At 58.5% G+C, this 19,578-nt stretch carries 16 protein-coding genes; 14 read left to right on the top strand and 2 right to left on the bottom strand.

The genetic code is table 11. The features are described 5' to 3' along the window. The first annotated feature begins 49 nt into the window (after positions 1–49). The 6 genes from rhaS (at position 50) to LB462_RS24995 (ending at position 6,325) form a co-directional block, all read left to right on the top strand. Entirely contained in the window at positions 50–1,048 is a 999-nt protein-coding gene (gene rhaS / locus LB462_RS25020; protein WP_224513623.1) for a rhamnose ABC transporter substrate-binding protein, read from the top strand. Between the two features lie 66 nt (positions 1,049–1,114). Then, positions 1,115–2,635, top strand: coding sequence for a sugar ABC transporter ATP-binding protein (locus LB462_RS25015; RefSeq protein WP_224513622.1), 1,521 nt, complete (start codon positions 1,115–1,117; stop codon positions 2,633–2,635). Positions 2,636–2,647: 12 nt separating this feature from the next. After that, positions 2,648–3,646 carry an ABC transporter permease gene (locus tag LB462_RS25010; RefSeq protein ID WP_224513685.1) on the top strand — a complete coding sequence of 333 codons (999 nt, stop codon included), beginning with the start codon at positions 2,648–2,650 and terminating at the stop codon, positions 3,644–3,646. Continuing rightward, positions 3,643–4,644, top strand: a complete 1,002-nt coding sequence (locus tag LB462_RS25005) for an ABC transporter permease (RefSeq protein WP_224513620.1) — start codon at positions 3,643–3,645, stop codon at positions 4,642–4,644. Before LB462_RS25010 ends, LB462_RS25005 begins: the two co-directional genes overlap by 4 nt. A 5-nt stretch (positions 4,645–4,649) precedes the next feature. Next, positions 4,650–4,964, top strand: a complete 315-nt coding sequence (gene rhaM / locus LB462_RS25000; RefSeq protein ID WP_370637290.1) for an L-rhamnose mutarotase — start codon at positions 4,650–4,652, stop codon at positions 4,962–4,964. Continuing rightward, positions 4,943–6,325, top strand: coding sequence for an FGGY-family carbohydrate kinase (locus LB462_RS24995; protein WP_224513615.1), 1,383 nt, complete (start codon positions 4,943–4,945; stop codon positions 6,323–6,325). Before rhaM ends, LB462_RS24995 begins: the two co-directional genes overlap by 22 nt. A gap of 48 nt (positions 6,326–6,373) precedes the next feature. Here LB462_RS24995 and LB462_RS24990 read toward each other — a convergent pair whose 3' ends face one another. Further along, the gene (locus LB462_RS24990) at positions 6,374–7,699 is read right to left on the bottom strand and encodes a dicarboxylate/amino acid:cation symporter (protein ID WP_224513614.1); all 1,326 of its coding nucleotides are present in this window, start codon (positions 7,697–7,699) and stop codon (positions 6,374–6,376) included. Between the two features lie 247 nt (positions 7,700–7,946). On the opposite strand from LB462_RS24990, the gene LB462_RS24985 reads away from it, so the two are divergent. Further along, the gene (locus tag LB462_RS24985; RefSeq protein ID WP_224513612.1) at positions 7,947–9,803 is read left to right on the top strand and encodes a sensor histidine kinase; all 1,857 of its coding nucleotides are present in this window, start codon (positions 7,947–7,949) and stop codon (positions 9,801–9,803) included. Positions 9,804–9,805: 2 nt separating this feature from the next. Next, positions 9,806–11,161 (top strand): sigma-54-dependent transcriptional regulator, encoded by a 1,356-nt coding sequence (locus tag LB462_RS24980; protein ID WP_224513610.1) that lies wholly within the window; start codon positions 9,806–9,808, stop codon positions 11,159–11,161. Here LB462_RS24980 and LB462_RS24975 read toward each other — a convergent pair. Then, complete coding sequence (locus tag LB462_RS24975) at positions 11,158–12,198, bottom strand: LacI family DNA-binding transcriptional regulator (protein ID WP_224513683.1); 1,041 nt, start codon at positions 12,196–12,198, stop codon at positions 11,158–11,160. The two genes, LB462_RS24980 and LB462_RS24975, sit on opposite strands and share 4 nt — an antisense overlap. Before the next feature lie 264 nt (positions 12,199–12,462). Between LB462_RS24975 and LB462_RS24970 the strand changes: the two genes are divergently transcribed. The 6 genes from LB462_RS24970 (at position 12,463) to LB462_RS24945 (ending at position 19,433) form a co-directional block, all read left to right on the top strand. Continuing rightward, on the top strand, positions 12,463–13,443 hold the full coding sequence (locus LB462_RS24970; RefSeq protein ID WP_224513608.1) for an ABC transporter substrate-binding protein: 981 nt from the start codon (positions 12,463–12,465) through the stop codon (positions 13,441–13,443). A 98-nt stretch (positions 13,444–13,541) separates the two neighbouring features. Further along, positions 13,542–15,080: a sugar ABC transporter ATP-binding protein gene (locus LB462_RS24965; RefSeq protein ID WP_224513606.1), complete on the top strand. Its 1,539-nt coding sequence runs from the start codon at positions 13,542–13,544 to the stop codon at positions 15,078–15,080. After that, positions 15,077–16,072: an ABC transporter permease gene (locus LB462_RS24960; protein WP_370637288.1), complete on the top strand. Its 996-nt coding sequence runs from the start codon at positions 15,077–15,079 to the stop codon at positions 16,070–16,072. The genes LB462_RS24965 and LB462_RS24960 overlap by 4 nt, the downstream gene beginning before the upstream one ends. After that, on the top strand, positions 16,069–17,046 hold the full coding sequence (locus LB462_RS24955; protein ID WP_224513605.1) for an ABC transporter permease: 978 nt from the start codon (positions 16,069–16,071) through the stop codon (positions 17,044–17,046). The genes LB462_RS24960 and LB462_RS24955 overlap by 4 nt, the downstream gene beginning before the upstream one ends. Then, complete coding sequence (locus tag LB462_RS24950) at positions 17,046–18,062, top strand: aldose epimerase family protein (protein ID WP_224513603.1); 1,017 nt, start codon at positions 17,046–17,048, stop codon at positions 18,060–18,062. Before LB462_RS24955 ends, LB462_RS24950 begins: the two co-directional genes overlap by 1 nt. A gap of 54 nt (positions 18,063–18,116) precedes the next feature. Next, complete coding sequence (locus LB462_RS24945) at positions 18,117–19,433, top strand: NAD(P)H-dependent oxidoreductase (RefSeq protein WP_224513600.1); 1,317 nt, start codon at positions 18,117–18,119, stop codon at positions 19,431–19,433. Positions 19,434–19,578 lie beyond the last annotated feature (145 nt).

The raw sequence follows: 19,578 nt of genomic DNA, 5'->3' as shown, positions 1-19,578 counted from the left end.
CGAAACGGTGTCGACCAACAATACGGTTCAATCTCTGGGAGGACAGACAATGAAACTTTTGAAGAAACTCGCATTGGGATCGGCATTCGCCTTTGCCATGCTCACATCGCAGGCCTACGCCGCCGATACGGTCAAGATCGGTCTTGTCGTCAAATCGCTTGGCAACGGCTTCTTCGAAGCGGCCAACAAGGGCGCGCAGGAAGCTGCGAAAGAGCTCGGTGACGTTGAGGTCATCTATACCGGTCCGACATCGACGACGGCGGAAGGCCAGATCGAGGTCATCAACGCGCTGATCGCGCAGAACGTCAATGCAATTGCGATTTCCGCCAATGATCCCGACGCTGTCATCCCGGCACTGAAGAAGGCCATGGCGCGCGGCATCAAGGTCATTTCCTGGGATTCCGCGGTTGCCAAGGATGGCCGCATCATGCACCTCAATCCATCGTCGAACGAGTTGATCGGCAAGATGTGCCTGCAGCTGGCCGCCGATCATCTCAAGGACGGGAAGGGCGATTTTGCCATTCTTTCCGCAACGACGACCTCGACCAACCAGAATACCTGGATCGAGGAGATGAAGAAGCAACTGCCGAATTTCCCGGGCCTCAATCTTGTGACGACGGTCTATGGTGACGACCTGTCCGACAAGAGTTACCGCGAAGCACAGGGCCTGCTGACCTCGCAGCCGAATGTGAAAGTCATCGTCGCTCCGACAACGGTCGGTGTCCTTGCCGCATCGCAAGCCGTCGCCGATGCCAAGAAGATCGGCGACGTCTATGTAACCGGTCTTGGCCTTCCTTCTGAAATGGCCGGCGCGATCAAGTCTGGAGCGACCAAGGAATTCGCCATCTGGAACCCGATCGACCTCGGCTATTCGGCAACCCAGATCGCCTATCGCCTCGTCAAGGGTGAGACGGATGGTGCTCCCGGCAGCGAAATTGCAGCCGGACGCATGGGCAAGATCAAGGTCGGCGACAATGGCGAAGCAGCCATGGCTGATCCATTCGTTTACGACGCCAAGAACATCGATCAGTTCTCCAAGATATTCTGATCCATACGTCTCGTGACCAGCCCGGCAGATTTTCTGCCGGGCATTTTTTCCCTTCCGGTATATTTGATGAACAAGATTACCCTGCCAGAGCCAATGTCAGAGACGCCTCTCCTCGAGATGCGTGGCATCTCGAAGTCGTTTCCCGGGGTGAAGGCGTTGAACGATGTCAACATCGCCCTGTTCCCGGGCCGGGTGACGGCGCTGATCGGCGAAAATGGTGCGGGAAAGTCGACGCTCGTCAAGATCCTCACCGGCATTTACGAGTCCGACGAGGGTGAAATCCAGGTCGATGGCAAGCCGGTAGTCTTTGCAAATGCGCAGGATGCGATCGATTTCGGTGTCACCGCAATCCATCAGGAGACCGTGCTTTTCGACGAATTGTCGGTGGCCGAGAATATCTTTCTCGGCCATGCGCCAAAAACCAGGCTCGGCTTGGTCGACTGGAAAGCGGTCAACGCGCGCGCTTTGGCTTTGCTCCATTCCCTGGAAAGCAATATCGATCCGCGTGTGCGTCTCAAGGATCTCTCGATCGCCCAGCGCCATCTCGTGGCCATTGCCCGGGCGCTCTCCGTCGATGCGCGCATTGTCATCATGGATGAACCAACCGCCGCGCTTTCACGCAAGGAGGTCGACGATTTGTTCCAGATCGTCAAGCGCCTGAAAGCCCAGGGCAAGGCCATTTTGTTCATTAGCCACAAATTCGATGAAGTCTACGAGATCGCCGATCATTATGTGGTTTTCCGCGATGGCAAGGCGGTTGGCAGTGGCGTGCTGGCCGGTGTCGGGCAGGATGAGATCGTCAAGCTCATGGTCGGCCGTTCCATCGAACATGCCTTCCCGAAAGTCGACATTCCGCTCGGTGAGACGGTGCTTTCGGTCGAAAACTACACGCATCCGACCGAGTTTCGCGACATCAGCTTTGCCCTTAGGAAGGGCGAGATTTTCGGAATCTACGGTCTTGTTGGCGCAGGCCGCTCGGAGATTTGCCAGTCGCTCTTTGGCGTCACAAAACCCTCCGGTGGTACTCTTAAGCTGGCCGGCAAGGAGATCATAATCGGCTCGCCGAGCGATGCCATCAAAGCCGGTATCGTCTACGTGCCTGAGGAACGCGGCCGCCATGGCGCGGTATTGCAGCTTCCGATCTATCAGAACATTTCGCTGCCGTCGCTGACACGCACGTCTCGCTCGGGTTTTTTGCGCGCGGCGGAAGAGTTCGCCCTTGCACGCAAATATGCCGAGCGTTTCGACTTGCGCGCTGCGGCTCTTTCCGTGCCGGTAGGTACCTTGTCCGGGGGCAATCAACAAAAGGTCGTCATCGGCAAATGGCTGGCAACCCAACCGACGATTCTTATCCTCGATGAACCGACCAAGGGCATCGACATTGGATCCAAGGCTGCGGTCCATGCCTTCATCAGCGAACTTGCCAGCGATGGCCTCAGCATCATCATGGTCTCGTCGGAATTGCCGGAAATTCTCGGCATGTCGGATCGCGTGCTGGTGATGCGTGAAGGATTGTCGGCCGGCATCTTTGAACGTTCGCACCTCAATGCCGAAACTCTGGTCCGCGCCGCGACAGGCAATGCGTAAAGGTTGAGTATGATCAGGCAATTGTTCAAATTCCGCGAAATGCTGCTGGTGATCATCATCGCCATTCTGCTTGCGGTGTTTTCCGCGCGCTCACCGGGCTTTGCCGCGCCGGGCAACCTGGCGAATATCTTCAATGATACGTCGATCCTGATCATTCTTGCGTTGGGCCAGATGACGGTGATCCTGACGAAATCCATTGACCTTTCCGTCGCAGCCAATGTGGCTTTTACCGGCATGGCGGTCGGCATGTTGAATGCCGCTCACCCGGAACTGCCCCTCGTGCTGATCGTCATTGTCGCTCTTTGTATCGGTGCCGTTCTCGGCGCAATCAATGGAATTTTCGTCTGGAAGCTCAACATTCCTTCCATTGTTGTCACACTCGGAACGCTGACGATCTACCGTGGCATGGCCTTCGTTCTCTCCGGCGGTGCTTGGGTGAACGCGCACCAGATGACAGCGCCGTTCCTGCAGACACCCCGCCAGCTCTTCCTCGGTCTGCCCATCCTAGGCTGGACGGCCATCGTCATAGTTGCCGTCATGTATCTCGTCATGTCACGCACGTTTCTTGGCCGGGCGATCTATGCCTCCGGCGGCAATCCGACAGCGGCGGTCTATGCCGGCATCGATGTCGGGCGCACCCGCTTTTTCGCGTTCGTCATCTCCGGAACCCTCGCGGGTCTCTGCGGCTATCTCTGGGTGTCGCGCTACGCGGTTGCCTATGTTGATATCGCAGCAGGCTTCGAGCTTGATACTGTCGCCGCCTGCGTCATTGGCGGTATCTCGACGCTTGGAGGGATTGGTTCGGTTGCTGGCGCCGTACTCGGAGCGCTGTTCCTCGGCGTCATCAAGAACGCGCTGCCGGTCATCAACATTTCGCCCTTTGCACAAATGGCGATTTCCGGCTCGGTTATCATTGCCGCCGTGATCTTCAATGCCCGTCAGGAACGGCGGCGTGGTCGTATCATCCTGCGTGATCGCGGCGCGTCGGAACAGATCGAGGTGGCAGCATGAGTGCGATACCTGAAAAGCGGCTTATCCCGGACCGGCTTGGCACATCGGCAACGCGTCTGTTTGGGAGCTGGGAAGCACTCCTTTTTGCTGTCGCCGTGCTGATCTTCATCGCCAATTCCCTCGCCTCGCCCTACTTCCTGAATGCGTGGAATCTCTCCGATGCCACGTTCAATTTTACTGAAAAGGCCATGGTAGCGTTTGCCATGGCGCTCCTGATCATCTCCGGGGAGATCGACCTCTCGGTTGCTGCGATCATAGCGCTTGCTTCGACTGCCATGGGCGCTGCAGCGCAGGCGGGGATCGGTACACCTGGCCTCGTTGCCATCGGGATTGGCGTTGGTGTCGGTTGCGGCGTGGTTAACGGCATTCTCGTTGCAGGACTTCGCCTGCCTTCCATCGTCGTCACGATCGGTACGATGAGTCTCTTCCGCGGCATCGCCTATATCGTCCTTGGCGACAAGGCCTATGGCGGCTACCCGGCCTCTTTCGCCTATTTCGGCCAAGGCTATGTCTTCTGGGTGTTTTCCTTCGAGTTCGTTCTTTTCGCCGTGCTGGCGATCCTCTTCGCGGTCCTGCTGCATGCGACGAATTTCGGTCGCCGGGTCCACGCCATCGGCAACAATGAATTTGCCGCACGCTTTTCCGGTATTCGTGTCGAGCGCATCAAGTTCACACTCTTCCTCCTGACCGGTCTGATGTCCGGCATCGCAGCCGTCTGCCTCACCTCACGCCTCGGCTCCACCCGGCCGTCGATCGCACAGGGCTGGGAGCTCGAGATCGTCACCATGGTCGTCCTTGGCGGCGTTTCGATCCTTGGCGGTGCCGGAACGATCGGCGGCGTGGTCATCGCTGCCTTCGTCATGGGACTGGTCACCTTCGGCCTTGGCCTGCTGAATGTTCCCGGCATTGTGATGTCGATCTTCATCGGTCTGCTTCTGATCGTGACCATTACGCTGCCTGTCATTATCCGCCAGTTCCGGCACAGGAAGCCCGCATGAGTGCGATGGAGAAATATGCGTTCACGATGGCACTCAACCCAGGTATGGAGGCTGAGTACAGGCGCCGTCATAACGAAATCTGGCCGGAACTCGTGGATCTCCTGCATGAGGCGGGTATCGCCGATTATTCGATCCATCTTGACCGCGCCACAAACACGCTCTTTGGCGTGTTGACCCGCCCCGTTGGTCACACCATGCAAAGCCTGCCCGACCATCCGGTGATGAAGAAATGGTGGACCCATATGGCAGACATCATGGCCACCAATCCGGACAGCTCGCCGGTCCAGACAGACCTCGTATGTCTTTTCCATCTGCCATGAGCGAGAGCCGTATAGCCGTTATGGATGTTGGCAAGACCAACGCCAAGGTTGTTATCGTTGACGCTGCGACAGGACAAGAAATCGCCTCGCGCAGCACGCAGAACCGCGTCGCCAAGGATGGTCTCTATCCGCATTATGACATCGAAGCGCTGTGGGCATTTTTTGTCGATACACTGGCAATCTTTGCCCAATCGCCGGGCTTCGATGCAATTTCTGTCACCGCACATGGCGCGGCAGCCGCATTGCTGGGCGATAATGATCTGGCGATGCCGGTCATCGACTACGAGCATGTCTATCCTGACAATGTGCGCACAGCCTATGCGGCCTTGCGGCCGGATTTCGCCGAGACCCGCTCGCCGCTTCTCTCCGGCGGCCTCAATGTCGGTGCGCAAATTCATTACCAGAAGACGCAGTTTCCGGCTGAATTCTCCGCAGCCAAGACCATCGTCACCTACGCACAATACTGGGTCTGGCGCCTGACTGGCATTGCCGTGAACGAAGTCACCTCGCTTGGCTGCCATACGGATCTGTGGAACCCGCAGGGGGGCGAATATTCCAGCCTTGTCGACACGCTGGAGCTTCGTTCCTTGATGGCGCCGATCCGCTCTGCGTTCGACCGGATTGGTGATCTGCGCGAGCCGCTCACCAGGCAGATCGGCGTAACCAAACCCACGCCGGTTCATTGCGGCATCCACGATTCCAATGCCTCGCTTCTGCCACATCTGATCACCCGTACGTCGCCGTTCTCGGTTGTATCGACCGGAACCTGGGTGGTGTCCTTTGCGGTCGGCGGAAGGTTGGATCAGCTCGACCCGGCGCGGGATACACTCGCCAATGTCGATGCCTACGGGAAGGCGGTGCCGTCGGCGCGGTTCATGGGCGGACGCGAGTTCGATCTTTTGACCGGCGGCAGTCCCCTCGAACCCGACGCGGATACGTTGGACCAGGTGATCCGCGAGCAGTTCATGATCCTGCCGGGCATCGTGCAGGGATCGGGCCCCTATCCTGCGCACGATCCAGTCCGGCTGAACGATGAGTCGCGATCGGCCGCCGAACTGAACGCTGCTGCCTCGCTATATACAGCACTCATGACCAATACCTGTCTCGAGCTGATTGGTGCAGCTGGCCCGACGATTGTCGAAGGACCGTTTTCCCGCAACCGAACCTATCTGTCAGCAATGCGGTCGTTGACGGCGCGCGAAATCATCGCTTCTCCCGGCTCAACTGGTACCAGTCTTGGCGCTGCACTCCTAGCCGGCGCCAGGTGTCCGTTCAAACCAGTCTCGGACGATGTCGCGCCGTTAGGCGAAGCCTTCGATATTTATGCACGGAACTGGCGGGATAACCTTCCACGCAAATGAAAAAGGCGGGCTTGCTAGCCCGCCTTTTTCTCGTATCAACCTTATTCTCTAGCTTGCAAGCGCCAGCGCGTCCTCGTCGGCGAAATCGCCTTTGAGCGCTTGTGCGAGCTTGTTGGTATCAAGCTCGCCTTCCCAGCGGGCAACAACGATTGTCGCTACCGCATTGCCGACGAGATTGGTAAGCGCGCGGCATTCAGACATGAAACGATCGATGCCGAGAATCAGCGCCATGCCTGCGACTGGAACTGCGGGAACGACCGACAGGGTTGCTGCGAGCGTGATAAAGCCTGCACCGGTGATTCCTGCTGCGCCCTTGGAACTCAGCATGGCGACGAGCAGCAGCAATACCTGATCCGTTAGCGTCAGATGCGTGTTCGTCGCTTGCGCGATGAACAGGGCAGCGAGGGTCATATAGATATTGGTACCGTCAAGATTGAACGAATAGCCCGTTGGAATGACAAGGCCGACCACGGACTTCTTGCAGCCTGCCTTTTCCATCTTGGCCATCAGTGTCGGCAGGGCGGCTTCGGATGAACTCGTTCCAAGGACCAGCAGCAGCTCTTCCTTGATGTAGCGGATCAGTGCCAGGATGGAGAAGCCATTGTACCAGGCGACGGCGCCAAGTACGACGAGTACGAAAAGTACAGACGTCAGATAGAAGGTACCGATCAGGAAGATGAGATTGGCAACTGACCCGATGCCGTATTTGCCGATGGTGAAGGCCATGGCGCCGAAGGCACCGATCGGTGCGGCTTTCATCAGGATCGCGACGAGCTTGAAAACAGGCGCTGAAAGCACTTGCAGGAAATTCGTAACCGGTTCCGCCCTTTCGCCCACCATGGCGAGTGAAAGGCCGAACAGTACCGAGAAGAACAGTACCTGCAGGATATCGCCCGAAGCAAAGGCGCCAACGATCGTTGTCGGGATGATGTTCGTCAGGAAGCCGACGACGCTCTGCTCATGTGCCTGTTGTGTATAGGTCGCGACGGCGGCGGGATCGAGCGATGCGGGATCGATATTCATGCCGGCGCCCGGCTGAACGACATTGGCGACGATCAGACCGACGATCAAGGCAAGTGTCGAGAACGTCAGGAAATAAAGCATCGCCTTGCCGGCAACGCGGCCGACTTTTTTCAGATCACTCATGCCGGCGATGCCGGTGGTGACCGTCAGGAAAATGACCGGGGCAATGATCATCTTCACCAGTTTGATGAAGGCATCGCCGAGCGGCTTCATGCTGGTGCCAATATCGGGGTAGTAGTGGCCGAGCAGAATGCCGATGGTGATGGCAACAACTACCTGAAAATAAAGATGGGCGTAGATCGGTGTTTTGCCGCGTGGCTGCGGTGCTGCGGTTATCGTCACAGGACTCATAACTTCCTCCATGGTGCGAGCCGCGTCTGGCGCAATAAAGCCTGCCAGCCTCCTGGGCTCTCGTTACAGGGCGGATAGACCGTCCCCTCGCGAGTTGGCATTGCAAGCACCGTGCCAATTTGCCGAATAAGGTTAAGTCATTGAAAATTAACAGTATAAAATTGAGCCTCTGTTTTATTGGCAGCTGTTTGTGCGGATATCCGCACGGGCCTCTTGAGATTTGTGCGAATATCTGCACACTGCTGTCATGGAAAATCGGTTGGCGGTGCGCTCGGAAAGCATTCTGCACGCGGGGACGACAAGTCTGCTCGTGAAGATTGTTTATGGGCTCCTTGCTGCACTTCTTGTGGCAGGCGCACTTTTGATCGCCAATGATTACGGACGCAAGCGCGCCTATGAATCGCTCCACATCCGGGCGCAGAGCGCGGCCGAACTCAATGCTGTCCTGCTACGGACGGTGCTTGAGAAACAGCGGTCGCTGCCGTTCGTCCTGTCGCAGGACCGCGATGTGATCAGCGCGTTGACGACGCGCAGCGACAGCCTGTTGCAACTTGTCAACCGCAAGCTTGAAAGCCTGATCAGCGGTACCCGCTCGTCGGTAATTTATCTTCTTAACGCTGATGGGTTGGCACTGGCTTCCAGCAATTGGCGCGAACCGACGAGTTTCGTCGGTACCAACTACAGCTTTCGGCCCTATTATACCCGCGCTATCGCCGCCGGCAGCGCCGAGCATTATGCGTTCGGTACCGTCAGTAAACGTCCGGGTCTCTATATTTCAAGACGCATCGATGGACCTTCGGGAACGCTCGGCGTTATCGTCGTCAAGGTCGAGTTCGATGACCTCGAGGCCGATTGGCGCCGCAACAGCGATCCTTCTCTGGTTGTTGACCAACGCGGTATTGTACTGATCACGAGCCTGCCGGGATGGCGGTTCATGACCGAGGGGCCAATCGTACCTGACCAGATGGGGCCGATCCGCGAGAGTTTGCAATTCGGTGACGCACCTCTCGCACCGCTCGACATCACGCCTGCCTTGCCGCAAGGCCAGCCTGATATTGTCCAGGCGCGCTTGCCCGGTGCGGCGAAGGCGGAAGAATTCGTGCGCGTACAGACGCCGGTCCCCACCACGACCTGGAACCTGCAACTCCTGACCCCGGCAGCGCCGGCAGTAGCTGAGGCAACGCGGACAGCTCAGTTACTGGCGCTCATCGTTCTTGCGCCGCTTTTGGGGTTCACCGCCTTCTTGTTGCGCCGTCGTGGACTTGCTCTGCGCCGTGCCCGCGAGCAAGAAGCAGCACGGCTTGAGCTTGAGCGGCGCGTTGCCGAGCGCACGGCAGATCTCAGTACCGCTCACTCGGAACTCGTAATGCAGGTCGAGGAGCGTCAGAAGACCGAGGCCAAGCTGCAGACGGTGCAGCAGGACTTGGTGCAAGCGAACCGTCTTGCCATTCTCGGACAGGTCACGGCCGGCGTCGCCCATGAGATCAACCAGCCTGTCGCTGCCATTCGCTCCTATGCGGACAATGCCAAGACTTTTCTTGGCCGCAACCAGATCGATTCAGCCAAGGACAATCTGAAAGCCATTGCCGGGCTGACAGAGCGCATTGGTGGCATCACCGATGAGCTGCGCACCTTCGCGCGCAAGGGAACGGGCGACGCGGGTCCCATCAGCGTCAGCGATGTGATCGAGGGTGCGTTGCTGCTGCTTGGCACCCGGTTCCGGCAGAGAGCCGGTCAGATCATCACGCAGACGCCACCGCCGGATATCAAGGTGCATGGCAATCGTATGCGTCTCGAACAGGTGCTGATCAATCTCATGCAGAATGCAGTGGAGGCAACGGAAGGCGGTCCGGCCAGCAAGATCAGCGTGGAATCCCGGGTGACCGACGGCGAGGTCCAGCTGATTGTTTCCGACAATGGGCCAGGTATTCCTGAAGCAATCATGCAAGCGCTGTTCACACCTTTCAATACGTCCAAGGATCGTGGTCTCGGGCTCGGTCTGGTCATCTGCCACGACATCGTCGCGGACTATGGCGGGCGCATCGACGTCAAAAGCAGCAGCGCCGGAACAGAGTTTACGGTTCACCTTCCAAGGGTCGCCTGATTATGGATTTTCAGCCCAGTGTCGCTTTCGTTGACGATGATGATGATCTGCGTAATGCCAATCGCCAGACCCTGGAGCTTGCAGGTTTTACGGTGATGCCTTTTGCGGATGCATTGAGCGCCTTGCGCTTTTTGACACCGGATTTTGCCGGCGTTGTCGTCACTGACGTGCGCATGCCGAATATCGACGGTCTGGAATTGTTTCGCCGCCTACACGCCATGGACACCGATCTGCCCGTCATCCTCATCACCGGCCACGGCGACATCGATATGGCGGTCGAGGCGATACAGGAAGGCGCCTATGATTTCATTGCCAAGCCTTATCCGGCTGATCGCCTCGTCCAGAGCATCCTGCGAGCGGTTGAAAAGCGACGGCTGGTCATGGAAAACCGCCAGCTGCGCCTCGCGCTCGAGACTTCCGATGACAATCTGCCGCTCATTGGCCAGACCCCTGTCATGCAGAACCTGCGCAAGACATTGCGCCACGTGGCCAACGCAGATGTCGACGTTTTGATTGCCGGTGAAACCGGTACCGGCAAGGAAGTAGCGGCAAGCCTGTTGCATGAATGGAGTCGTCGCAAGCAAGGCAATTTCGTCGCGCTCAATTGCGGTGCGCTGCCGGAGACCGTGATCGAAAGCGAGCTGTTCGGTCATGAGGCTGGTGCATTTACCGGAGCGCAGAAAAAGCGTATCGGCCGCATTGAACATGCCAGTGGCGGTACACTGTTTCTCGATGAAATCGAAAGCATGCCGCTGTCGACGCAGGTCAAATTGCTGCGCGTGCTTGAAACCCGCGAGATCGCGCCGCTCGGCACCAATGAACATCGCCCGGTCGATCTGCGTGTCGTTGCAGCGGCAAAGGTAGATCTCGGCAGTCCGGATCAACGTGCGAATTTCCGCGAAGATCTTTTTTATCGCTTGAACGTCGTTACGATTTCAATCCCGCCTCTGCGCGAGCGTCGGGAGGATATTCCGCTCCTGTTCACGCATTTCCTGCAGCGCGCCTCAGCACGCTTCAAAAGCGAGCCGCCGGAGATGACCGGAGCGTTACGATCGCGCCTGATGGAAAATGACTGGCCAGGCAATGTGCGCGAGCTTTCGCATTTTGCCGAACGGGTTGCGCTCGGGCTGGGCGGGCTGGAGAGTGAGAGACTCAGTCAGACGACTAACATCGTGAACCTGCCCGAAGCGATGGAGCAGCACGAGGCGAAACTGATCCGTGATGCGCTGAACGCAAACCATGGCGATGTGCGTGCGACCCTTGAAACCCTTGGGATCCCGCGCAAGACCTTCTACGACAAGTTGCAACGTCACGGTATCGATCGTGCCGACTATGCGAAACAAAAGCCAGGGGACTAGGCGAAGAACGCCAGCTTTGCGGCGCACTCCGCCACGGACAGCCGCTCGACTAGCGGGCATTCGAGCTTGGTGATCGGATAGCGCGTGCCCGATGACTGCGCGAAGCTGTCCAGTTGCTCGATTGCCCAGCGTCCCATGGCCCGGTGCGGCAAGACGGAAGTTGTCAATTGCGGATGGAGATGGCGCGAGATTTCTTCGTCGTCATACCCGATGACGGAGATATCTTCGGGAATGCGCATCCCGGTCTCCTTCAGCGCCTCATAGCAGCCAATCGCGGTGCGGTCGTTCTGGCAGAAAATGGCAGTGGGTGGGTCGTCCAGCGCCAGCAATTCCTTCGTCGCCGCATAGCCCGCACTTGCCGACCAGTCGCCCTCGATTACCAGCTCCGGATCGAAAGGGATATCGGCCGTCGCCAAGGCGCGACGATAGCCCTTGAGCCGGTCCTTCGCGGCTTCCATCCATGGTTCGCCGGTAATCGTGCCGATGCGCCGATGGCCATGCTGGATCAGATGACGGGTCGAATGCTGGCCGCCGGCGATCTCGCTTGGCACGACAGCAGGAAAGGCATGGTCCGTCGTGTAGCAGTTGATGAGAACGACCGGGATGTCGAGTTCGTAAACCGCCGCCGGCAAGACCACCTCGCGCGTAAAGATCGCCATATAGATCAGTGCCGAAATGCCGTGCTCGCGCAGGGCGCGGATCGTGCGGGGCTCCATCTCGGGGTCGTTGAGCGTCTGGGCGACCAGTATGATGTTGCCGGCATTCCACGAGGCCTGGCGTGCGCCTTCGATAGCGACGACCGCTTCCGGACTGGTCGCAAGCTGATCGACGACAAAGCCGATCTTGCCGTCGATCGCCGGCGTCAGGATATTCGCGGTGTCGAGATGGGCGAAACTCGGTGCGGCATAGCCGAGCGAACGCGCCGCCTCTATCACCCGCTCGCGCGTTTCAGCGGCAAGCTTTATGCCCGGCGTCTTGTTGAGCACGAACGAGACGGTGGCCTGCGAACACCCTGCAACCCGGGCGATGTCGGTCATTGTCACACGCTTGCTGACACGCTTGCGCCGCACAGCCAAGCGTGTGGTCTTAACCTTCCCAGTGGTCGAATTATCCACCGTATCACCCACCCGAAACGATGTTTCCAGCGGCCCGAAGACTGGCCGGAATCGATGAAGTTATGGGGAATATTACGAACAGTTTGCCTCACTAATCAACATAAATAATTATTGACTAATTTTTATAAGTGGCGATGATCGCCGTAGTGGGATCGCCACGAACTAATTTCTGGGAGGAAATTTTCAATGAATATCACCCGTCGCACTCTGCTGTTTACTTCAGCCATTGGACTGGCTGCCTCCATGGTGGCTGGCAGCGCATTGGCTGATGCGCCGCCGCTCAAGAAGAAAGACACCTACAAGGTCGGCTTTGCCCAGACCGAAAGCAACAATCCGTGGCGCCTGGCCCAGACTGCCAGCATGCAGGAAGAAGCCAAGAAACGCGGATGGCAACTGGTTTATACGGATGCCGCCAGCTCCGCCGCCAAGCAGGTCGCCGACGTCAACTCGATGATCGCCCAGGGCGTTGACCTGATTTTCCTCGCACCACGAGAGGAAAAGCCGCTGATTCCTGCAATCAAGGCCGCCAAGAATGCCGGCATTCCGGTTATCCTGCTTGATCGCAACGTCGACGCCTCGCTGGCCAAGCCCGGCGAGGATTATGTAACGTTCATTGGTTCCAATTTCATCGAGGAAGGCCAGCGTGTAGCCGATTGGCTCGTCAAGAACGCCAATGGCAAGACCACGATCATCGAGCTTGAAGGAACGACCGGTTCTTCTCCGGCCAATGATCGCAAGAAGGGCTTCGACGACGTGATCGCCAAGAACTCGGACTTCAAGATTGTCGCCTCGCAGACCGGCGATTTCGCCCGCGACAAGGGACGCCAGGTTGCCGAAACGCTGCTGCAGGCGCATCCGGACGCCAACGTTGTCTATGCCCATAATGACGAGATGGCCATTGGTGCTATCTCCGCGATCGAGGCAGCCGGAAAGGTGCCGGGCAAGGATATTCTCGTCCTGTCGATCGACGGTGGCAAGGAAGCCGTTCAGGCGGTTGTCGATGGCAAGATCGCAGCGGTCGTCGAATGCAATCCGCGCTTTGGACCGAAGGCGTTCGACACGGCCGTTGCCTACGCCAACGGCGACAAAATTCCAGCCAAACTCATCAACCCCGATCAGTTCTACGATGCCAGCAATGCCAAGGACCTGCTGAGCACCGCCTATTGATTTTGCGGCTTGCCAGCGCTCTTATAGGGCGCTGGCTTTTTTTCGGCATTTCTATTGCTATGCCGGAGCCTTCCGATGCGTTCAGAATTGGCTTTGCAATGAACACCGATAACCTTTTATCGATGACGGCAATCGACAAGCGCTTTGCCGGGATCCCTGCCCTGTCCGGCGCCTCTTTTGCTGTTGGACGCGGCGAAGTTCATGCGCTGATCGGCCAGAACGGTGCCGGCAAATCGACGCTGATCAAGGTGCTGACCGGCTATTATAAGCGCGACGCTGGTGAAGTCGTGTTCGATGGCAAGCCATTCGAGGTCTCCTCGCCGCAACAGGCGCAGGCAAGCGGCATCAGCACCATCTACCAGGAAATCAACCTCGTCCCCTATCGCTCCATCACCGAGAATATATGCCTTGGCCGCGAGGCTCGCCGCTGCGGCCTGCTTGATTGGAAGCGCATGCACCAGGAGGCTGAAGCGCTGCTGCAGCGATTCAATGTGCGCGCCGATGTGCGCCGCCCATTAATGGAATTCAACACCGCCACGCAGCAGATGGTTGCGATTGCGCGTGCCATCGGTTTTTCGGCAAAGCTCGTTATCATGGATGAGCCGACCTCCTCGCTCGACGAGCGTGAAGTCGCTGTGCTGTTCAATGTTATCCGGCAGTTGAAGCAGGAGGGCGTTTCAGTTGTTTTCGTCAGCCACAAGCTGGATGAGCTCTATGAGGTTTGCGACCGCGTCACCATCATGCGTGATGGCCGGACCGTAAAGACTGCGGCCATGAACGAGATCGACAAGATCGGCCTTGTTTCCGCAATGCTCGGGCGTGCCATCGAACGCGCCGAGGGCCACGCCACGGCGTTCAGCGATCGCGACGAAAAGAAAATCGGCAAGGTGCTTTTGTCAGCCGAGAACCTTGCCATCAACCAGATCGTGCAGGACGTCTCGTTTAACGTGCGCAGCGGAGAGATCGCCGGGTTTGCCGGACTTCTCGGCGCAGGGCGGACGGAAACGGCCCGGCTGGTCTTCGGCATTGATCGTCCGCACGCCGGCAGCATGATATTCAACGGGCAGACGTTCGATCCGCATAAGCCTTCCGATGCCATTGCTGCTGGCATGGGCTTCTGTACCGAAGACCGCAAGAGCGAGGGCATCGTCCCCGACATGAGTGTTGCAGAAAACATGATGCTGGCACTGATGCCGAAGCTCAGCAAATCCGGTGTCATCGATGAGAAGGCGCAGCGTGACATCGTCGAGCGTTTCATCAGGCAACTCGGTATCAAATGCTCCGGTTCCGACCAGAAGGTGCGCGAACTTTCCGGTGGCAATCAGCAGAAGGTCCTTCTCGGCCGCTGGCTGGCCATGAACCCGCGTCTGCTCATTCTCGACGAGCCGACGCGCGGCATCGATGTCGGAGCCAAGGCCGAGATCCAGGCCCTCATCAAGACGCTGGCCGACCAAGGGCTTGCGGTTCTGATGATCTCCTCGGAACTCGAAGAGGTGATTGAGGGCGCCGATCGTGTGTTCGTCCTGCGCGAAGGCATCAGCGTTGCTGAATTCGATCGCGATGAGGCAACCGAAGACGCCGTCATGTCGGCGATGGCTCACGGCAGCGCGCCGACTGTCGCGGAGGCCGCGCCATGACAGACACGGCGCGGCAACAACTTATATCGCGGCCGTTCGACCCATTTGATTTCATGGCGCGCTACGGCACCTTGATTGCGCTGGCTCTGCTCATCCTGTTCAATTTTGCTTTTACCCGCAACTTCGCCACGATGCAGACGCTTAACGTCAATCTCACGCAGGTTTGCACGATTGTCATCGTTGCCGTCGGCATGACGCTGGTCATCGCGACCGGCGGCATCGATCTTTCCGTCGGATCGCTCATGGCGATTTCCGGCGCGCTTGCGCCGATGATCTTCCTCGGCAAGATTGTTCCCATCGACAATGTTGCTCTTGCCGTGGCGGCGGCCATGATCATCGCGGTTGGTGTTGCGGGTTTGTTTGGCCTGTTCAATGGCTGGCTCATCGCCAGGTTTCGCATCCAGCCGATCGTGGCGACGCTGGTTTTGTTCATTGCCGGGCGCGGCATTGCCCAGGTACTGACCAACGGCAATCTCCAGACATTCCGCGTTCCGCAATTCCAGTGGATCGGTCTCGGCCGCCTCTTCGGCATTCCCGTGCAGGTTGTGCTTATGGTGCTCCTGGTGATCGCTGCCGCATGGATGCTGAAGCGTACGGTTTTCGGCCGTCAGATCATCGCCGTTGGTGGCAACGAACGCGCGGCCGAGCTTTCCGGTATCGCGGTCTCCCGGGTGAAGCTCGTCGTTTATGCGATCAGCGGCCTTTGTGCCGGGATAGCCGGTCTCGTGGTGATCGCCATCAATTCCTCCAGCGACGCCAATCTGGTCGGTATGGGCATGGAGCTCGATGCCATCGCGGCGGTTGCTGTTGGCGGCACGCTATTGAGCGGCGGTAAGGCGACCATAATCGGCACGCTGCTCGGTGCCATGACGATCCAGCTCGTGCGCTACACGCTCCTTGCCAATGGCGTGCCTGATGCTGCCGCCCTTGTGGTCAAGGCGGGCATCATCGTGCTCGCCGTCTGGATACAGCAACAGGGCAGGCGCGCATGACCAGACCTCGTTTGATCTCTTTGCTTGGCAGCTACGGTGTCGTTCTGGCACTGCTTCTGCTCATCCTCTTCGGATGGGCGCGCTACGACTATTTCCTTGGCCTCTTCAACATCACCAGCGTCCTGCGTTACAATTCGATGTTCGCGCTTGTGGCTCTCGGCATGTGCTTCGTCATCATGACCGGCGGTATTGATCTGTCTGTCGGTTCGACCGCTGCGCTTGGCAGCGTCGTCGCGGCACTTGCCAGTCCGCAAGGCGCCTGGATCGGCCTTGGAGCCGGGGTCGGCGCCGGGCTTTGCGTCGGCCTGATCAATGCAATTCTCGTCACGCGGTTGAAGATCATGCCGTTCGTTGCGACCCTTGCAATGATGCTGGCGGCAAGCGGTACCGCGCTTCTCCTCGCCGATAACCAGTCCGTGTCGGTATCCTATGAAAGCGGGTTCACGTCGATCGGCCAGGACAATTTCATCGGCTTTCCAATTCCCGCCTGGATTGCGATCATGGCCTATGTGGTCGGCTGGGTTGTTCTGAATTTCACCAGCACCGGCCGTGGTGTGCTTGCCGTCGGTGGCAACGAAGATGCCACGCGGCTGATGGGCCTCCCCGCTGACCGCATCAAGTTTCTGGTCTATCTAGCGAGTGGCGGCCTTGCCGGGCTCGCAGGCGTCATCCTCGCGTCGCAGTTCGGCGCGGGGCAGCCGATCGAGGGTGTCGGCTGGGAACTCTTTGCGATCGCCGCGGTGGTCGTCGGCGGAACCCTTTTGACCGGCGGTGTCGGTTCTGTCGGGGCCACGCTTGCGGGCGTGCTGCTGCTTGGCATCCTCTTCAATGTACTGAACTTCGAAAACGGCAAGGGCTGGATCTCGCTCTCCGCCTACTGGCAATCGGTCATACGCGGCCTGTTCCTGCTGGTCGTCGTGATCTTGCAGGCGAAACTTTCCTCGCGCGGCAGCGTCGCTGTCAGGGATTATTGATGCGTGACAATGCGCAACCAGAGCTATTCGGCACGTTTCAAGGTGAACCTGTATTCCAGGTAACGCTTCGCTCGCCTGCCGGGGCCGTCGCCAGAATTTTGAACTGGGGCGCCGTCATCAGGGATTTGCAAATTCCCTTGGGCGATGGGATCCTCCAGCGCGTCGTTCTGGGTTTCGATGGTTTTGACGACTACCCGGCCCTTTCACCCTATTTCGGCGCACTTGTCGGCCGCTACGCCAACCGTATAGCCCACGGGCGTTTCCCGCTCGATGAAAAGACTGTTCAGCTCGACCTTAATGAACATGGTATCCAGACCCTGCATGGAGGCAGCGGCGGGGTTTCGCAACGCCTGTGGACCATTGCCGGCTGGAGCCAGTCTTCCGTCACCCTTTCAATCAATCTGCCCGATGGCGATCAGGGCTTCCCCGGCAACATGGATGTGCACTGCACCTACAGCCTCGATGACCTCACGCTTTGCGTTGAAGTCGAGGCGGTCACTGACGCGCCAACCGTCGCCAATTTTGCCCAGCATTCCTATTTCAATCTCGATGGGTCCAGCGATATTCGCGATCATCGCTTGCGGATACTTGCCGATGCCTACACGCCCGTTGACGGGAGCCTGATTCCCACTGGCGAAATCACCGGAATTGATGAGACGGCCTATGATTTTCGCCTGCCGCGCCGGATCGGCACGAGTGGCTCAACCCTCTACGATCATAACTTCGTCCTGAGCGAGCCAATGAGCGATGGTATGCGTTTTGCAGCCTCGCTCGTGGCGGGTAATGGCCTTGCCATGCAGGTGCACACGAGCGAGCCCGGCCTGCAATTCTATGACGGAGCAAAAATACCTGCCGTTACCGGGATCGGGGGCATGCATTATGGTTCACATGCCGGCCTCTGCCTGGAAGCGCAGCATTTTCCCGACAGTCCGAACCAGCCGCAGTTTCCGGGTACGATCCTTCGCCCGGGCGAGATCTATCGCCAGCGCACCGAATTCCGCTTCCATAACGTCTAACTTGCCAATCGCAAATTCCCGTCCTATGCCGGTCAGCAGAAAGTGGAGGCATTGATGGCTACGAATGTTGCATTGACGGGATTGGCGCGGGATATGCAGGCGCGGGCGGATACGGGCCGTCCGATCCGCATCGGCCTGATCGGTTCGGGCGAGATGGGCACCGATATCGTCACGCGGGTTGCGCATATGCCCGGCATCGAGATCGGGGCGATTTCCGAACTCAATTTGCCCAACGCGGTCAAGGCCGTCGACATCGCCTACCAGGAACAGGGCCATTCGCGCGAAGTCTCGAATGCTGCGGCGCTCACGGAAGCGATGGAAGCCGGCAAGATCGCCGTCACCAATGATGCCGATCTGATCCTTGAGAATGACCTGATCGATGTGGTCATCGATGCGACCGGGGTGCCGGCGGTCGGGGCCGAGATCGGCTTGAAAGCAATGGAACACGGCAAGCATCTCGTCATGATGAATGTCGAGGCGGACGTGACCATCGGCGCGTACCTCAAGAGCGAGGCCGACCGGCTCGGCGTCACCTATTCGCTCGGCGCCGGCGATGAGCCTTCCTCGTGCATGGAGCTGATCGAGTTCGTCTCGGCCATGGGCCATCCGATCGTTGCCGCGGGCAAGGGCAAGAACAACCCGCTCAACATCGATGCGATACCCGACGATTACGAGGAAGAGGCCAGGCGCCGCCACATGAATGTGCGCATGCTGGTCGAATTCGTCGATGGCTCGAAGACCATGGTGGAGATGGCGGCGATCGCCAATGCCACCGGGCTCGTGCCCGACAAGCCGGGCATGCATGGCCCGGCGGCAACGCTCGACCAGCTGTCGAAGGTGCTCGTGCCGGAAAAGGACGGCGGCGTGCTCTCAAGGGTTGGTGTCGTCGACTATTCGATCGGCAAGGGTGTGGCCCCGGGCGTGTTCGTCGTTGCCGACATGTCGCATCCGCGCATATCGGAGCGCATGGAAGACCTGAAGATGGGCAAGGGTCCGTATTTCACCTTCCACCGGCCCTATCACCTGACTTCGCTGGAGGTGCCGCTGACTTGCGCCCGCGTCGTCCTCTACGGCAAGGCCGACATGGTGCCGCTGGCCAAACCGGTTGCCGAGGTCTGCGCCGTGGCCAAGAAGGATTTGAAACCCGGCGACAGGCTCGATGCGATTGGCGAATATTGCTACCGCGCGTGGATCATGGCGGCGGGCGAAGCGCGCGTCGCCGGTGCCATCCCCTGCGGCCTGTTGCAGGGCGGCAGCGTCACGAAAGCCATCAGGAAGGGCGAACTCATCACCAGCGCCAACGCCGCCCCCGCGCCAGGCTCCAAGATCGTTGAACTCCGCGCCCGCCAGGACAAACTGGTTTACGGGTGAGAATCAGAATCTATGAGTTACTCAGCCACTCGGATCTAATCTCGGACGGCTTTTATTTCGCCTTCGTAACGAGTTGTCTATTCTGTTGTAAAAACAAGCCTTTATCCGAATCTCACTTTTTTGTTAAACCGCAAATTTATCTGTG

Origin of the sequence: Phyllobacterium chamaecytisi (assembly GCF_020164455.1) — a bacterium.
GTDB classification, from domain to species: domain Bacteria; phylum Pseudomonadota; class Alphaproteobacteria; order Rhizobiales; family Rhizobiaceae; genus Phyllobacterium; species Phyllobacterium chamaecytisi.
The sequence above is the reverse complement of the archived record's forward strand: the minus strand, read 5'-3'. Positions and strand labels throughout refer to the sequence as shown.

What these genes read in the sequence shown, in the direction of transcription:
- rhaS (WP_224513623.1), top strand. Translation starts at nt 50, where the DNA reads ATGAAACTTTTGAAGAAACTCGCATTGGGATCGGCATTCGCCTTTGCC.
- LB462_RS25015 (WP_224513622.1), top strand. Translation starts at nt 1,115, where the DNA reads ATGAACAAGATTACCCTGCCAGAGCCAATGTCAGAGACGCCTCTCCTC.
- LB462_RS25005 (WP_224513620.1), top strand. Translation starts at nt 3,643, where the DNA reads ATGAGTGCGATACCTGAAAAGCGGCTTATCCCGGACCGGCTTGGCACA.
- rhaM (WP_370637290.1), top strand. Translation starts at nt 4,650, where the DNA reads ATGGAGAAATATGCGTTCACGATGGCACTCAACCCAGGTATGGAGGCT.
- LB462_RS24995 (WP_224513615.1), top strand. Translation starts at nt 4,943, where the DNA reads ATGTCTTTTCCATCTGCCATGAGCGAGAGCCGTATAGCCGTTATGGAT.
- LB462_RS24990 (WP_224513614.1), bottom strand. Translation starts at nt 7,699, where the DNA reads ATGAGTCCTGTGACGATAACCGCAGCACCGCAGCCACGCGGCAAAACA.
- LB462_RS24985 (WP_224513612.1), top strand. Translation starts at nt 7,947, where the DNA reads ATGGAAAATCGGTTGGCGGTGCGCTCGGAAAGCATTCTGCACGCGGGG.
- LB462_RS24980 (WP_224513610.1), top strand. Translation starts at nt 9,806, where the DNA reads ATGGATTTTCAGCCCAGTGTCGCTTTCGTTGACGATGATGATGATCTG.
- LB462_RS24975 (WP_224513683.1), bottom strand. Translation starts at nt 12,198, where the DNA reads ATGACCGACATCGCCCGGGTTGCAGGGTGTTCGCAGGCCACCGTCTCG.
- LB462_RS24970 (WP_224513608.1), top strand. Translation starts at nt 12,463, where the DNA reads ATGAATATCACCCGTCGCACTCTGCTGTTTACTTCAGCCATTGGACTG.
- LB462_RS24965 (WP_224513606.1), top strand. Translation starts at nt 13,542, where the DNA reads ATGAACACCGATAACCTTTTATCGATGACGGCAATCGACAAGCGCTTT.
- LB462_RS24960 (WP_370637288.1), top strand. Translation starts at nt 15,077, where the DNA reads ATGACAGACACGGCGCGGCAACAACTTATATCGCGGCCGTTCGACCCA.
- LB462_RS24955 (WP_224513605.1), top strand. Translation starts at nt 16,069, where the DNA reads ATGACCAGACCTCGTTTGATCTCTTTGCTTGGCAGCTACGGTGTCGTT.
- LB462_RS24950 (WP_224513603.1), top strand. Translation starts at nt 17,046, where the DNA reads ATGCGTGACAATGCGCAACCAGAGCTATTCGGCACGTTTCAAGGTGAA.
- LB462_RS24945 (WP_224513600.1), top strand. Translation starts at nt 18,117, where the DNA reads ATGGCTACGAATGTTGCATTGACGGGATTGGCGCGGGATATGCAGGCG.